The 16,229-nt window shown below is 44.1% G+C and carries 13 protein-coding genes; 5 read left to right on the forward strand and 8 right to left on the reverse strand.

The features are described 5' to 3' along the window. Positions 1 to 9 precede the first annotated feature (9 nt). Together R7Q09_RS04855 and R7Q09_RS04860 are read left to right on the forward strand one after the other, a co-directional pair. Entirely contained in the window at positions 10 to 879 is an 870-nt protein-coding gene (locus R7Q09_RS04855; protein ID WP_053307119.1) for a metal ABC transporter solute-binding protein, Zn/Mn family, read from the forward strand. 215 nt (positions 880 to 1,094) lie between these two features. Beyond that, complete coding sequence (locus tag R7Q09_RS04860; protein WP_017635534.1) at positions 1,095 to 2,090, forward strand: porin; 996 nt, start codon at positions 1,095 to 1,097, stop codon at positions 2,088 to 2,090. 218 nt (positions 2,091 to 2,308) lie between these two features. Here R7Q09_RS04860 and R7Q09_RS04865 read toward each other — a convergent pair whose 3' ends face one another. The 4 genes from R7Q09_RS04865 to speA form a co-directional block, all read right to left on the reverse strand. After that, complete coding sequence (locus R7Q09_RS04865; RefSeq protein WP_318070552.1) at positions 2,309 to 4,474, reverse strand: S9 family peptidase; 2,166 nt, start codon at positions 4,472 to 4,474, stop codon at positions 2,309 to 2,311. A gap of 311 nt (positions 4,475 to 4,785) precedes the next feature. Beyond that, on the reverse strand, positions 4,786 to 5,991 hold the full coding sequence (emrD, locus tag R7Q09_RS04870; RefSeq protein WP_005374234.1) for a multidrug efflux MFS transporter EmrD: 1,206 nt from the start codon (positions 5,989 to 5,991) through the stop codon (positions 4,786 to 4,788). Between the two features lie 409 nt (positions 5,992 to 6,400). Beyond that, a complete protein-coding gene (gene speB / locus R7Q09_RS04875) occupies positions 6,401 to 7,321 on the reverse strand; it encodes an agmatinase (protein WP_064369506.1) in 921 nt (306 codons plus the stop codon). A 1-nt stretch (position 7,322) separates the two neighbouring features. Then, a complete protein-coding gene (gene speA / locus R7Q09_RS04880; RefSeq protein ID WP_064369690.1) occupies positions 7,323 to 9,233 on the reverse strand; it encodes an arginine decarboxylase in 1,911 nt (636 codons plus the stop codon). 323 nt (positions 9,234 to 9,556) lie between these two features. On the opposite strand from speA, the gene R7Q09_RS04885 reads away from it, so the two are divergent. Continuing rightward, a complete protein-coding gene (locus R7Q09_RS04885; RefSeq protein WP_054574596.1) occupies positions 9,557 to 10,282 on the forward strand; it encodes an MBL fold metallo-hydrolase in 726 nt (241 codons plus the stop codon). A 66-nt stretch (positions 10,283 to 10,348) separates the two neighbouring features. On the opposite strand, the gene R7Q09_RS04890 is transcribed toward R7Q09_RS04885, so the two are convergent. The 3 genes from R7Q09_RS04890 to R7Q09_RS04900 all read right to left on the reverse strand — a co-directional run bounded on the left by R7Q09_RS04890 (position 10,349) and on the right by R7Q09_RS04900 (position 12,692). Beyond that, positions 10,349 to 10,777 carry an ATP-dependent zinc protease gene (locus tag R7Q09_RS04890; protein ID WP_005384193.1) on the reverse strand — a complete coding sequence of 143 codons (429 nt, stop codon included), beginning with the start codon at positions 10,775 to 10,777 and terminating at the stop codon, positions 10,349 to 10,351. Between the two features lie 65 nt (positions 10,778 to 10,842). Then, positions 10,843 to 11,748 carry a 30S ribosomal protein S6--L-glutamate ligase gene (gene rimK / locus R7Q09_RS04895; RefSeq protein ID WP_005374224.1) on the reverse strand — a complete coding sequence of 302 codons (906 nt, stop codon included), beginning with the start codon at positions 11,746 to 11,748 and terminating at the stop codon, positions 10,843 to 10,845. 329 nt (positions 11,749 to 12,077) lie between these two features. Next, entirely contained in the window at positions 12,078 to 12,692 is a 615-nt protein-coding gene (locus R7Q09_RS04900; RefSeq protein ID WP_025768062.1) for a TetR/AcrR family transcriptional regulator, read from the reverse strand. Between the two features lie 166 nt (positions 12,693 to 12,858). Here R7Q09_RS04900 and R7Q09_RS04905 point away from each other — a divergent pair, with 166 nt between their 5' ends. Both R7Q09_RS04905 and R7Q09_RS04910 read left to right on the forward strand, forming a co-directional pair. Next, positions 12,859 to 13,860, forward strand: coding sequence for an MBL fold metallo-hydrolase (locus R7Q09_RS04905; RefSeq protein ID WP_411913102.1), 1,002 nt, complete (start codon positions 12,859 to 12,861; stop codon positions 13,858 to 13,860). Between the two features lie 95 nt (positions 13,861 to 13,955). Further along, the gene (locus R7Q09_RS04910; RefSeq protein ID WP_262652602.1) at positions 13,956 to 14,300 is read left to right on the forward strand and encodes a DUF5329 domain-containing protein; all 345 of its coding nucleotides are present in this window, start codon (positions 13,956 to 13,958) and stop codon (positions 14,298 to 14,300) included. Here the strand turns inward: R7Q09_RS04910 and R7Q09_RS04915 are convergent. Next, positions 14,268 to 15,167 carry a LysR family transcriptional regulator gene (locus R7Q09_RS04915; RefSeq protein WP_017635526.1) on the reverse strand — a complete coding sequence of 300 codons (900 nt, stop codon included), beginning with the start codon at positions 15,165 to 15,167 and terminating at the stop codon, positions 14,268 to 14,270. The two genes, R7Q09_RS04910 and R7Q09_RS04915, sit on opposite strands and share 33 nt — an antisense overlap. Positions 15,168 to 16,229 lie beyond the last annotated feature (1,062 nt).

A 16,229-nucleotide genomic window follows, 5' to 3' on the forward strand; every position in this document is an offset into this window, starting at 1 on the left:
GTAATGAACATGAAGATAAAAAAATTAGCGATAACTTTTGGTTTGGTTATAGCGACGACACTTCCATCGTTGGCAAGCGCCAAAGACATTTTAACCAGCACTCCCGTCACGTACATGTTGTCTGAGCAACTCATGAAAGGTACAGGGATAGAGACTCAGTATCTGCCTCCAAAGCGTTACGGCGTTGAGCGTCTTGAGAACTGGTTCGCAAATAAAGGTACAGAGCAAGTTAAGCAAGCGGGTCAAGCCGCGACGGTTGCTGTTACTCTTGGTGCGATTTGGAAACAAGACCCGACTTATGTTTACGCTCGACAGGGCAACATTCACTTGATTGAAATCGATGCATCGCAGGCCATTTCTCCTAGAGCTCAAGGAGTTGCAGTACTGACATTGGAAAACGGGTCAACATCGAAGTACGCATGGCTGAACCCTACAAACTTAATCCGAATGGCGGGCATTGTTGGAGAGGATCTACAACGTGTATATCCTGAACACCAAAAGGCGATTCAAACGAATCAACAGGCTCTTATGCTCAATGTGCGTGAACTGATCAACCAACAACAGGCAGAGATCTTCGATAAAGGCATCGATTCAGTGGTACTGATGAGTGAGTCATTAGAGGACTTTGCCTCTGGCAACCAATTGTTTGTGGTTGGGCGCGAATTTAAGCCGGAACTCGAGTGGACAGAAGAAGACAAATTATCTTTAAAAGCTCAGTTTGAACAAGATAAAACGCTATGGTTAGTGACGGATAAACGACCGTCGAAAACCTTGACATCGCTTATTAAACCGAGCCGCATACTGCAAATTGATGTTATTGACCGCTGGGGCAGTAAGGGTATCAAAACTGAGAAGCCACTCGCACGTTGGGAGATGTGACACGTAAAAAGCCACAGATTTTATGATGGGGAATGAAAAGTTCCCTATTTTTTTGTGACTCAGTTCAAAATGTGAACATTAATACCACTGGTTGCATAAGAAAGTGTTTGTTTCATTTCTATTTCATTACTACTTTGTTATGTGTTCGTTGCGATTGATTCGGATTTAATCTGTTTCTAAGCGAACCGGTACAAACAACTATACGGATGTTAACAATGAAAATGAAAACTCTAGCCGTTGCAGTGGCGGCACTAGCATGTGGTTCACAGGCCTTCGCAGCAGAAGTTTACAACAGCGATGGTACATCTTTATCGATCGGCGGTCACGTTTCAGTTGGCGTGGGTGAGTATTTCGAAGAAGATGTAAAAGTTCACCAAGTGTCTCCACGTATTAACGTTGCGGGTAAGAAAGACATTGGCAACGGTATTACTATCGACGCTAAAGGTGAATGGGCGCTTAACTACCTAAATGGTGGTGAACAGTCATTCAAAACTCGTCTAGGTTACATCGGTGCTACTCATGAGCAGTTTGGCCGTTTAGTAGCAGGTACTCAATGGTCACCTTACTACGATGTCGCTGGCGTTGCGGATCTACCAATCGCGTTTGCGAACGACTTTTTGTACGACAACCACGGCAACCTAGGCTCAGCTCGTGCTGATAAAATGCTTAGCTACCGTAAAGGTTTTGAATTTGGTGAAGGTTTTGCTTTCAACCTAGGTCTAGGTTGGCAAGGTGAGCAAACTTCAGATGCAACAACATACGAGCAACGTGGTCAAGTTGCATTGAGCGGTTCTGTAGCTGGCTTTGGTCTAGGCTACGTATACAGCGGTGGTGATGTTAAAAACGCGACTCTAGGTACTAAGAACGCTGAATCACACCTATTCTCTGTAAACTACGGTCAGTACGGTTCAGGTCTATACGCAGCAGTAGTATACGGTATGAACGAGTACTTCTACCAAATGCGTAAAGACACTTCTCAACTTGAAGCTCTTTTGGCATACGGCGTAAACGATTGGACATTCAGCGTTAACTACGAAGGCGTAGAAGACGAAGAAGACAATAAGACAGTTTCAAGCGAAACTGCGCTACAAGCAGAGTACGCTGTAACTCCTGCTTTCGTAACGTTTGCAGCTTACCAGTTTGATCTAGGTAACGACTACAACAATGAAGAGAACGACTACTGGACTCTAGGTGCTCGTTACTACTTCTAATAAATAGGCCAGTTTCTACTGCCTAAACACATTTATTGTGTTAACGCCTACTCGTTGTGAGTAGGCGTTTTTCTTTCTGCTATCCTTTGGCTATAAGAGACGCTAGTCATTCTGTGCTTAGGTAACCCCACTCTTTGTTTAGAGAGTGCGTCTATAAAAAATGCCCGCAACTTGCGGGCATTTTTGTTGTTAGAAGAGATGCAGTTCTATTAATACGCTTATTTTTTATCGAGTAAATCGAGGAAGAAGGCATACTCTAGCGCATCTTCTTTTAAGCGCTTAAATCGACCAGATGCGCCGCCGTGTCCGGCTTCCATATCGGTTTTGAACAACAAGACGTTATCGTCTGTCTTCATTTCACGAAGTTTGGCGACCCACTTCATTGGTTCAAAGTACTGTACTTGAGAGTCGTGCAAGCCAGTCGTTACCAACATGTTCGGGTAGTTTTGCGCCTTGATGTTGTCGTAAGGCGAGTAACTCAACATATAGTCATAGTATGTTTTGTTATTTGGGTTACCCCATTCATCATACTCATTGGTGGTCAATGGAATTGATTCATCTAGCATAGTGGTTACCACGTCCACAAACGGAACATGAGCGCCGATACCGCGATACAGTTCTGGTGCTTGGTTGATGATAGCCCCCATTAAGAGACCTCCTGCAGAGCCACCAACAGCGAAGACTTTATCTTTCGCGCCATAGCCTTGTTCAACCAAACCTTTAGTCACATCAATAAAGTCGTTGAATGTATTTTGCTTGGTTAGTTTTTTACCGTCTTCATACCAAGGGCGGCCAAGCATTTCAGATCCACGAATATGAGCAATGGCGTAAACAAAGCCGCGATCCAATAGACTCAAACGTGTCGAGCGGAAAGTTGGCTCAATGGTTGCGCCATAAGATCCATAACCATATTGGTAGAGTGGATTTGTACCATCTTTCTTAAATAAGTCTTTACGATACACCAAAGAAACGGGTACTTCTTTACCGTCACGGGCTGTGACCATGATGCGTTCTGATTGGTAATTGTTAGGATTAAAATCACCAAGTACAGGTGTTTGCTTCATGACTTCTGACCCGCCCGTTTTTAGTTCGAAATCGTAGTAGGTTCCTGGAGTGGTTAAACTGCTGTAATAAATACGAACTTTCTCGTTATCCAGCTCTAGGTTACCTGTCAAATAGGCAGCAAACGCATCGTCATTAAATGTGAGGGGGAATTCTTTTCCTGTTGAAAGCTGACGTACAGTGACGCTTGCTAGGCCGTTAGAGCGCTGCTCATAGACGATGTGATCATCGAATAACTCGAAGTCGACAAGTTGAGTGTTGTTGTCTGCCGCAATCACATCTTGCCATTTAGAGCGGTCATGCATGTCATTTTGATGAACTTTCATCAAACGGAAGTTGACGGCTTGATAGTTAGTATAAATGTAGTACCAATCGCCTAGCTTAGAAATACTGTATTCAATGCCATCTTCACGAGGATAGAACGGTTTCGCCTTTGCTTTAGGGTTGTTCGCATCAATAATAGAGACCCCACTGGTTTCTGTACTCGAATGCCAGATATAAATATCTTCGCCATCTTTGCTTTTGCTTAGTGAGGTGTAATAGGCGCTGTCGGTTTCCTCAAAAATCAGCTCATCGCTGCTTTGTGGTGTGCCCAATACATGACGATAAACTTGGTAGCCCAATAAGGTCTGTGGATCTTTTTTGATGTAGTAAAAGGCGTTGTTATCGTTCTGCCATGCGACAGCGCTTGAGGCCCCTTCGATTTCATCTTGTAGGTAATTGCCTGTTGTCAGGTCTTTGATCTTAAGGGTGTACACGCGGCGGCTTAATGTATCTTCGCCATACGCCAATAAGTTTTCATTCGGACTAACGTATAGGCCGCCGATACTGAAAAATTCATGTTCTTTTGCTAGTTCATTGACATCTAAAATGATTTGTTTGTCTTTGCCTGCAAAGTCTTTAGCTCGCAAATGGACTTCGTACTCGTTATCTCCGGTCACTTCACTGGAGTAGAAGTAGTTGCCTTTACGAACCGGTACTGAGTTGTCGTCTTTTGCGATGCGCCCTTTAATTTCTTCAAATAGCGTATCTTGAAGTGTTTCAGTGTGCTTTAGAACGGTTTCTGCGTACTGATTTTCTTTCTCTAGGTGCTGCAAAATTTCAGGGTCTTTACGTTCGTCGTCACGCATCCAGTAGTAGTTATCAACGCGGGTATCGCCATGAATAGTCATCGCGTGAGGGACTTTTTTCGCAACCGGAGCTTGAGTTTGTTGAGCAACGATCTGTGTTTGGGAGTATTGAGTCATGCTGGGGGTTCCTTGATTGCTGCATCCGGCGACAAGCGCGACCGAGACGGCCAACGTAGTTAAAGTGAAACGCATCTGATTTTATCCTTATTGTACACCCAAGTGGCCTCATCCTGAGGGCTGGGCTTTCATTTTGTTAGTGTTTTTCAGTTGTCCATTCTTTGTTATGGGGTATGCCGAAAAAGTGAGAATCCTCAATATTTTCGAGTTGGCTACTCAATTTGAAGGAAGCTGAAAACACATTGTGTAAGCAGCTGTTATTTTTAACAAATATCAATTCGAAAGTTAAATCATTCTCATCGGGAAATCGATATAGTGTGATATGAAAAAAGGGACACACTTGTTGAGAGTGTCCCTTTTGGATTTTGAAAGTAAGCTGATAATGATCAGATAACTTGCGGTACTTCGTTTGAGTGATTGTGTGCTCGATTCACCCACATTAACCCAAGCATTGCAATTACCGACATTGCCATCATCAAAATGCCCAAAGGCATCTGGTTATGCGCTGGAAATAGTGACGCGAGCAAAGTTGCGACACCTGCCCCCAAGTTTTGCATGCCACCCAATGTCGCGCCTGCTGTTCCTGCATGGTATGGGAATGGCGCAATCGCTCCAGTTGTTGCTGCTGGGAAGAGAATACCCGCACCCAAAAAGTACACGGTTGCGCCTCCAACTAGCGTTAACGCCGTGGTCAAACCAAACAAGCCTGGGATGAGCACAATAGCAGAGCCCACAAAAATAGAGACCAAGCCTACGTTTAAAGCACGACGCTCAGAGCGACGTCTTGCGATGTAGCTAGATAAGCCCGCACCCACCAAGTAACCTGGGATCGGCAATATAAACAGCAAACTTACCGTTGTTGCAGGTAATTCTAATACCCCACCTAACAACACCCCAGCCGCCGCTTCGAATACACCCACACCAGCGAATGTTGCAACCAGGCAAATCAAAAAGCCTTGAAAGCGACGGTCAGACAAAACGTGTTTGTAGCTTTTGGCTACTGGTTCGAATTTGCGTTTCTCTTTTGGTAGCGTCTCCATCATGCTTGTCATCATGGTGATCACAACCGCGATAGCAAATAGCGCTAAGAACAAGTAGCTCGACCGCCATCCGAAAGCTTCTGTTAGGTAGCCGCCTAATACTGGTGCCATTAATGGTGAGAAAATCACACACATGCTAATTAAGCTGTTTGCTCTGTGTAGATCAGAGCCTTCAAAGCAATCGCGAGTCAGAGTGCGTGACATCGCACCGCCGCAGCCAATACCTAAGCCTTGGATAAAGCTACCAATCAAGAACCATTCAAATTGATGTGCAAATAATGCTACCAGTGTACCCGCGATGTAGATAAGCAGCCCGACGATGATGATCGGTTTGCGTCCCAAGCGGTCCGATAGTGTGCCATACGCAAATTGCGACAAGCCATATGGGATTAGGTAACAAGCCATCACAGCTTGAAGTGATGACGCAGATACCAAAAACTCGCCCGCCATATGACCGATTGAAGGCACGTACATTGTCTGGGTCATTTGACCCACGGCAGTCAATATAGCGATTAAAAAGGTAAGTTTCGCTAATGGAAACGAAGCAGACATTTGCGTATCTCTCCAAAAAATTTAAGACGTAAAAACCCTTAGCGCTCTTTTACAGAGTGCCAACTGAATTCTTGTGTTGCGGGGGTATTTGCGCGAGATAATAGTGCTTGCTTGTATAATTAGCAATCGAAAAGTGTGAAGTTGAGCAAGATAAAAATCTATGATTTCAATTAGAAAAACTAATCCGATTTTGTTTTCAAAAAGCGGTGCATTTCTTTGTCTAATTACGTTAAATCTTTTACTTTTCGTGAATAGAATGAGCCTTATAGGTAACTGGTTTTAATGGTTAAAGTGCAAAAATAAAGCGTCTGCTCGGTTGATCTGAGTTCAAGATGAAACGAGTGAATAAAAGGTAGAGGAAGGCATCAGAAAGAAAAGGGAGCCGAAGCTCCCTTAGAAATGATTATGTCTATTCGCGCTCAGATGCGTATGCGTAAAGCATTTCTAGTGCGATGGTTGCTCCCGCTAGTGCGGTAACATCACTGTGGTCGTATGGAGGCGATACTTCGACAACATCCATACCCACGATATTCATGCCGGCTAAACCACGAATAATTTTCAGCGCTTTGTCTGAGTTCAAGCCACCACAAACTGGTGTACCAGTTCCCGGTGCGAAGGCCGGGTCTAAGCAGTCGATGTCAAAAGTGACATATACTGGCTTGTCTGCGACGGTGCGACGAATTTCTTCTAGGATCTCGTTCACCGACATGTCATTCGCTTGCATCGCATTAATCACATTGAAGCCGTGATCTTGCTGTTTGTACTCCGTACGAATGCCGATTTGTATTGAGTTCTTTGCTGAGATCAAACCTTCTTTCGGCGCATGGTAGAACATCGTACCGTGGTCGTATGAACTGCCATTTGCATAGGTGTCCGTATGAGCATCAAAGTGAATCAAAGCCATTTGGCCATGATGCTTCGCATAGGCACGCAGGATAGGTAGCGTGATGAAGTGGTCACCGCCCAATCCCAACATGGTTTTACCACTTTTTAGAATTTCACAGGTTGCCGCTTCAAGGCGGTAAGTAAAATCTTCCGCATCACCGCAATCGAACACGAGATCACCTGCGTCGATCACTTTCAGTTTATCCAATACGTTGAAGCTCCAAGGGAACTTCTTACCTTCCCATGCCAAGTTGACTGAGGCACGGCGAATTGCATCTGGACCCATACGCGCACCTGGACGACCAGATGTTGCCATGTCCAGAGGGACTCCCAACACCACAACGTCTGCGTCTGCCGATACCGGGTTACGAATGTACGGCAGACGTAAAAACGACATAGAGTTGGAGTAAAGCGAATAATCAGTTTTAGTAAACAAATCATTCATATCAGAAGTCCTCTAAATAGGTGTATCCTGCTAGACCTTGTTCTAGTTCTGCTAGGATTTGTGCTTGTTCATTGGCTTCAACTCGCTGTGAAACCAATTGTTTATAATTGTCACGAATCGCATCCACGTCGATATGAACGTAGCGCATCATGTCTTCTACACTATCACCTTCGTTGATGTAACTGATCTCAAATTGACCACGTTCATCAACATTGACTACAGCACTGTGGGTATCACCAAATAGGTTGTGCATGTCACCAAGGATTTCTTGGTATGCGCCTACTAGGAAAAAGCCCATTAGGTACGGTTTGTCTTTGCTCCAAGCTGGTACAGGTAGCGTGCTCTCGATGCCTTGACCATCAACGTAGTGATCGATCGCGCCATCAGAGTCACATGTGATGTCCAACATCACTGCACGACGCTCTTCCGCCTCGCCAAGACCAGAAAGTGGCAGAACAGGGAACACCTGATCAATACCCCAAGCATCTGGTAGAGATTGGAAGAGAGAGAAGTTCACGAAGAACTTATCTGCAAGACGTTCGCTCAACTCGTCCAGAATCGGACGGTGGAAGCGATTCTTAGTGCTCATCTTTCGGCTTAATTCGAAGTAAATGCGTAGTGACAATTGTTCTGCCCACGCACGTTGTTCCAAGTTAAGCACGCCTGTAGCAAATTGAGAGTGCACTTCTGCCAAATCACTTTGGGTATCATTGTAAATCTCAATTAACGCACGAGCGTCTGTACCATCTTGTAAGTTTTCCCAGTTTCGCCACATGTTTTGTAGCAAAAGCGGAGCGTCATCATCAAGCTCATGTACTTCTTCCGGTAGGTACGATTCGGTACCAATTACGTTAGAAATCAATACAGCGTGGTGCGCTGTTAGCGAGCGACCCGATTCCGAAATGATCACTGGCATTGGTTGTTCGTATTGCAGACACACATCGCCCACTGTGTTGACGATATTACGTGCGTATTCTGCAAGTCCGTAGTTCATCGAATTCGATGATTGGCTGCGTGTGCCGTCATAATCCACTGCCAAGCCGCCGCCCACATCGAAGTACTCGATGTTTGCACCGAGTGCGCGTAGTTCGCAGTAGAAACGTGCAGACTCGTTCACACCATTGCGTACATCACGGATGTTTGCCATCTGTGAACCAAGGTGGAAGTGAACCAGTTGCATCGCGTCTAGGTTGCCTTCGCGTTTAAGACGTTCAATAACGCTAAGCACTTGCGATGCTGATAAACCAAACTTCGATTTTTCACCGCCACTTGCTTGCCATTTCCCTGCGCCTTGAGAGGCGAGGCGAATGCGTAAACCAAGGCGCGGTTTTACGCCCAAACTTTTCGCTTCTTCTAGTACCAGATCCAGCTCAGAAAGCTTCTCTAGTACGATGAATACCTTGTGACCCAGCTTTTCACCGATCAGTGCAAGACGCACATACTCACGGTCTTTGTAGCCATTACACACGATCACGGAGCTACCTTGTTGAGCCAATGCAAGTACCGCCAACAATTCTGGCTTGCTACCCGCTTCAAGACCAAGCTGCTTGGTTTCTAGTTGAGCTTGGCTCGCTAGAATTTCATCCACCACTTCACGTTGTTGGTTTACTTTAATTGGGTACACCAACAAGTATTTGTTTGGATATTGGTATTCTTCAATTGCTTGGTTGAATGCGTGGCAAATACCATGCACACGTTGGTGCACGATTTGCGGGAAGCGTACTAATACAGGCAGATTTAACTGCTTCGCTTCTAGCTCATTTACAATAGCGCTGAAAGGGATTTGATGTGCACGATCACTACGTGGTGATACATATACTTCGCCTTGGTCATCAATGCCGTAGAAACCTTGGCTCCAGTAGTGAACGTTGTAGTCCGCGCGGATGCGGTCTAATTTAGTTGCTTTTTCCAACTCGATTCTCACAAAAATGTACTTAACTCCTTAATTAATTAGAAGGAAAAGTACAAAAAAGCAAATCATGAGGTATTTACCTCATACCCTGACACGAACTCCGTGTGCGCGCATTAACGGATAAAAGGGCCCTTGAGTCTAATGATTAAAATCTATCATCTCGATTATGATTTGTTGTCGTCGCTACGTGTGAATATTTGTTTACCGAAGCGTCCATTCTGCTGTTATAGTTGGTCTGACCAGTAAGGATTCGGTCATGAAGCATCTCACTAAAATAAGGACATATTTTGCAGCTGCACAGAATTCAGGGGTACATTCAGACCATGTATCTCGCCGAATATCCCGATAGATTATTGTTGCTTGATGGTGCCAGTCGAGCAGACATTCCTCATCTTAAAGACTTTATTGAACATCAACTCCATCGTCCTTTTTCTGATCTAAAGTTGGTTGTTGTGACCCACATGCATCCAGACCATGCTGGTGGTGCGCACAAACTACGTGACTTAACAGGATGCAAGCTATTGGCCGCAAAGCGAGAGAACCAGTGGTATAGCGGTGTAGACGGTTGGCTAATGCATTTGACCGATTTGATGTTAGCACGCTGGATGGCGAATCGGATGCGTAAACCAAAGCAAAACCTGTGGTATTCCCGCAAGCTAAAGCCAGATATTGAACTTATTGATGGAGAGTTTATTCCTGGATTTGATGATTGGCAGGTGCTAGAAACACTAGGGCATACCGACCGAGATCTGTCGGTTTATCATTCTGAACAAGATGTACTGTATGTGGCGGATTTAATGGTGCAGGTGAAACAGCATCTGATTGCGCCGTTTCCCATATTTCATCCGAATCAATATCGGCAATCATTAAAGCGTGTGTTTGAGATGAATCCGCAATGTTTGCTTTTGGCACATGGGGGAGAGGTGACTTTGGATGAAAAAGCGTATCAGCACATTTTGAATACAGCGCCGACTAAGCCAATGACGCACTGGCGAGTGACAAAAGTTAAAGCGAAGGGATTGTTGTTTGCGTTATTTCGTAGGAAGTAGGCGAGGATAAAGCCAGACGAGTGATGCTCAACAAAAACGTTCGATCACTCATCTGAAGCTACGGGGTTAAGATGCCAATAAGTGAGATTGGCTAGGATCAACGAGCACTTTGTCTGCCATACCCTGACGACCTAACAACATCATGTAAGTCATTTTTTCACGGTTAGTCAACGTAATGTCGATTGGCCATTGTTGGTCGCCCATACGCAGCATCGTTGTGATCACGCAGCGGTGCTCAAAAGTACCGTTAGAAGATTTAACCTTACGGTTTGCTTTTAGTTTCGCTGTGCAGCGAACCACTTGTTCTAAATGGTATACATCTGGGTGCAAATCGAATGCAACATAAGACTGACCATCTTTTTCAAAGCAATCAATATTGTCTACATGTAATGAAGAGGTTTGAGCGCCTGTATCAATACGCGCTTCAAGGTGAGTAATCCCTAACTCTGGCAAGCAAATAGCTTCGGCATTCCCAATGATCATTTTCTGATTCATAGTGTCATCCTAGCGACGAGTAACAAGAGAGCCGGTTTTTGGCTCTCTTGTGCGTTAAACAAAAATCAACCTTTACCGCGAGTACGGTTTGAATTTGGCTTAGCGTTTTTCTCGATAAAATCGAAGATCATACCTGCAATGTTTTTACCAGTTGCTAGTTCGATGCCTTCTAGACCAGGGGAAGAGTTCACTTCCATTACCACTGGGCCATTTTTAGATTGAAGGATATCCACACCACAAAGGTTCAAGCCCATCACTTTCGCTGCATTTACAGCGGTCGCACGCTCTTCTTTGCTCAAACGCACGAGTTGTGCAGAGCCACCACGGTGAAGGTTAGAACGGAACTCGCCTTCTTTTGCTTGGCGCTTCATTGCGGCAATCACCTTATTTCCGACAACAAAACAACGGATGTCCGCGCCTTTTGCTTCTTCGATAAATTCTTGCACCATGATGTTAGCTTTCAAACCCATGAAAGCTTCAATCACACTTTCTGCCGCTTTATTTGTTTCAGCAAGTACAACACCAATGCCTTGAGTGCCTTCTAGCAATTTAATCACTAGAGGTGCGCCACCAACGTTTTTGATCACGTCCTGAATGTTGTCAGGATGGTGAGCAAAGCCAGTGCGTGGCAAACCGATGCCTTTACGTGATAGCAATTGCAATGAGCGCAACTTGTCACGAGAGCGGCTGATCGCGACAGATTCGTTGACACAAAATGTACCCATCATTTCAAACTGACGTACAACAGCAGTGCCGTAAAACGTAATAGATGCCCCAATACGCGGAATAACAGCATCGTATTGCGGTAATTCTTCACCCTTGTAGCGGATCTTAGGGTTGTTGCTCGTAATGTCCATATAACAGTGAAGCGTGTCGATCACATCGATTTGATGCCCACGTTCTTCACCCGCCTGTTTTAGGCGCATGGTTGAATATAAATTCTCATTACGAGAGAGAATAGCAATACGCATGGCAATTCCTTAGTAAGTCAGTACCAAATTAAAATATAAGTATAGAGCATAGAATGCAGTAGGCAGGTGATCATGTTATGACATAACCTACTTACTTCAACGATTTAGAATTGTGGTTGAACAACCACGTCGTCAGAGGTGCGCACCTTAGGGCGTTTTTTTGTGAGATGAAAACGAAAAAGCATCGTCGACACGACAAAAATATTTTATCGAACGCTCACGCCTTGCGGTATGAGACTGTCAAGGGCGAGATAAATAAAATTGAGCAAAAATTTCATCGCTTTGTCACGAATTATCGCTTAAAAAAGCGGCCAATTTGACCGCTGTTTTTAGCTGTTTTGATAGTGACTTAAAAAAAGTTCCGCCGTTTGGGTAGCTAACAGCCTAGATTCTTCATTCGACAAAGAGGGGCGAATTCCCATTAACTGCGGCCAGAATGCACTGCCTTTAAGTAAGTTGTGCAATTGAGTGCTTGCTATATGTACATCATCAATTTGCAAAGCGCCACTGTTCGATTTCTCAGTAAGCCAGCGGTACAGGGCGGTTTCCTGTTTCGACATTTGTTCTGCTTGTTCTTTGAGATCTTCCGGCTTAAATAAGAAGTGCCCAAATGCCACTTTTGCCAGCTCAATATAGTTTGGTTCCGTCACCACAATGATCTCGCTGTAGAGTAATTCAATCAATTGATCTTTGAGTGGCAGAGTGGCCAAGCGTTTAATATCGCTTTCCATCATTGACGAACGCCAAAGCTCAGTCAGCAACTCCGTCACGATCGCTTCCTTAGAAGGGAAGTGATTATAGACCGTGCGCTTAGAGACTTGTGCGATTGCAGAGAGCTTATCCATGCTGGTGTTTTGCACCCCAAACTCTTGGAACGCTTGCCTTGCCGCGCACAAGATGGCTTCTCTTTTGGTTTCGCTACGACTTTTTCTTTTTACATTCATAAGCTTGCTAAATTAAGAAGATCATTTCTTGATCTATTTTACACTAAGTAGTTTACTTTTGATAATTAGAATGTAAACTGCACCGTGTAGTTTACTTTTGTTCGGGTTAACTTTTTATGAAAAAAACTTTGCTAGCCACAGTAGGAGCGTTCGCGATGGGTAAATCATGATTTCTTGTTCTAATGTTGATACTGAAAAAGCGCCAACATACCCGGACAAATTTGCAAATACAGAGTTGGAATACAAAAGCGGTTTGGGCGACATGTTCGAAATCATGAAAGCGTATTTTACGACTGAGCGCTTTAACCCAACACCAACGATTGAAATTCCAGTGCATGCGATCACAGCGCGGCAACTGTTAGAAGAGCAAGATGACGTCATCTATCGTCTGGGTCATTCAAGCGTATTAATGAAGCTCGATGGAAAACTGGTAATGACCGACCCTGTATTCAGTGATCGCGCGTCTCCTGTACAATGGGCAGGGCCAAAACGCTTTCACCAAACCCCCATCACGATAGAAGATTTGCCAACTATCGATGTGGTGGTGATCAGTCATGACCATTACGATCACCTAGATAAAGCTTCTATTAAAGTGCTAGGCGATAAGGTGGGCACTTTCTTGGTGCCGTTAAAAGTTGGCCAATTACTGGTGAATTGGGGTGTACCCAAAGAGAAAGTGATCGAACTAGACTGGTGGGAGTCACACTCTGTTGACGGCATTGAATATACACTAACTCCGACTCAGCATTTCTCTGGTCGAGGTTTGACAGACCGCGATACGACGCTGTGGGGCAGTTGGGTTATCACTGCACAACAACACAAAGTGTTCTTCAGTGGTGACTCTGGTTACTTCAATGGCTTTAAAGAGATTGGCGAAAAGTACGGTCCGTTTGACTTCACCATGATTGAAACAGGTGCGTACAATGAACTCTGGTCAGACATTCACATGTTCCCAGAGCAAAGCGTTCAAGCACACATCGATGTGCAGGGCAAAGTGATGATGCCGATCCATAACAGCACGTTTGATTTATCAATGCACGATTGGAATGAGCCAATGCAACGTGCGTTAGACATCAGTGAAGAGCGCGGTGTTACGTTGGTGAGCCCTGAGATTGGTCAACGCTTGGCGATTGCGGAGCCTCAGCCTGCTAAGGCATGGTGGCAATAATTGCTGAGCTAAACAGCCAAACACCAGAATAGTTAAGTCACTTATCAGTAGTTACTATTAGTAGTTACGTGGTCAGGGATAAGGATAAAGGTGCGATGAAAGCAAAGTGGACGTTGTTACTTACATTAAGCATTCTGCCTACCTTTGCACTAGCAGGAGTAGAGCAAGATATCTCGACGTTGATAACACGAGTTGAGCAATCCTCTTGCACCTTTATCCACAACAGCAAGTCGTACACTAATCAAGAAGCAGCAGAACACATGCGCAATAAATGGGATTACGCCAAAGATGACGTTGATTCCGTGGATGTGTTTATAAAAGAAGTTGCGTCGAAAAGTTGGTTATCTGGCAAACCATATTGGGTGGATTGCCAAGAGGAGCGCATTACCAGCGAAGAGTGGCTAACATCATTGATGCGCACCACCGATCACATCCAATAACACTTCTTTGATGGTCTGATAGCGCAGAGGTAGAGCACGACTGCGCTTACGAACCAGAAATAGCTCTTCACATACAGTGTTTTTCAGTTGAGCAATGTATAACGTGTCTTTTAGTGGAAAATTGTCGACCGCACTTTGAGGCAGCACGGTGAAGCCAAGTCCTTTGCTGACAGGCAGCAAAATTTGGCTCAATTGATTTACGTAGCCGGATAATGGTAAATCGCTCATCTTAATTTCTTGGAGCTGTGGTTCTTCACATTGGTCAAAAAACAGCGTCATGTAATGCTCGGCATCAGGGTGGCTAATGACACCACAGTCATGCAAGAGTTGTGGCGTTATCTGCTTATTTTGATAATGCTTTGGCAGAACCAAGCACAACCTCTCTTTACCAATTCGCTCACTGTGAAACAGACCTTTGTTGGGAACATCAGTCACGATACCAATATCGATGTGCCCTTGCGTTATGGCGTTGAGAATAGATTGATTTGGCGCGGCTTCTAAATGTAACGATAAGCTCGGGTGCTGTTTTTGCTTCTCCAAAATGGGCCCATACAACATTAACGCCATTGCACCAGAACAAGCCAGTTTACAGTGGCCTGAAAACGCATCATCAAAACTGAGCTCTTCGAGCAGCTTCTTCTCTCTATCTTCTAACTCGAGCGCATATGCGTAGACAATCCTGCCTTGCTCGGTTAATTCGAAGCTTTTGTTTTCGCGCTTGATCAAGGCATGCTGACAGCTTTGCTCTAATTTTTTGATGTGTTGGCTGACGCCAGGCTGAGTCATAAAAAGTTTTTCTGCCGTTTGCGTAAAATGACCGACTTCAATCAATGTCTTAAATGTATGTAACCAAACAGGATTAAGCATAGTGTGTGATTTTCTGAGAGCTTTGTTGGGAGACGTAAAGAAAATGATAGCACGGTGTTTTATGAAAACAGAGAAGACTTAAACGATAAAAGATGAATCGTTATCAATACATTACAGACAAAATAAAACCCCGCCTGGTTTCCCAGACGGGGCTTATTCTTTTTCGCAGCAATCCAGCTACTAATAGGTGCTCCCTGCATCTATCCTTGATTGTGGCTAAGTCCTTTAACCGAGTTCCTTGTTCATCGCCTTCCTAGCGGTGTCCATTCTTGCCTATCATCCTGACGGGCGAACTCTATCCTAGAGCTTAACTACATCCTTGCTGACAACTCATCCTAAGTTATCAAATCTTCATCCTGAAGATACCCAATCCTTTAGGCTTTTTTCCTGTTCCCGCCAACATCCTGTCGACAAATTGAGTATTGATGTTTTGCTGATTTGACTCAATTAACTTTTCTAAATTATTTTTACTGATTATTTTAAGTGAATTTAAATATTACTTTTAAATCATATATTTAATGTTTTTTTCTGGCATTGCTCTTAGAGGTGATTAATCTATTTGCTTACAACTCTTGTAAGAGATCTCGCACAAGTTTGGTGGTGAATGTATTAATGTGCGCTTTTTGTTCCGAGTTCTGTGGATTGAACTGGATCACAATGCGTTAAAAGGGAGACGATAAAGATGAAAGTGAATTGATCTTGAGTAGAGATTTGTTTGAAAAGAAATAAAAATTCTTGCGGTTTTTATAAACAGTATGGTAAATCTGAAATGCCCACCTTGTTAATCCTTATTAAGATTCAATGACAGTATAAGTAGGGAACTTGATTGCCATTTTTCTGTCATATCTGGTGAGTAAGTTAACTGTGTCAGATAGATAATATGCCGTTTGCCAGTAAAAACAGGCTGCAAGAAATCGGTAATTATCATTATGTTGTGAAATTGGTCACGGTTAAATGATTGATTCCCTTATAGATTGAAGGGGATACGACCTTAGACAATAAGCTCCATGAGGAGCGTTACTTATATAAGATGAGGGACTTTACTATGAAAAAGACTAGAAG

The organism is Vibrio sp. 2130-1, from assembly GCF_033339515.1.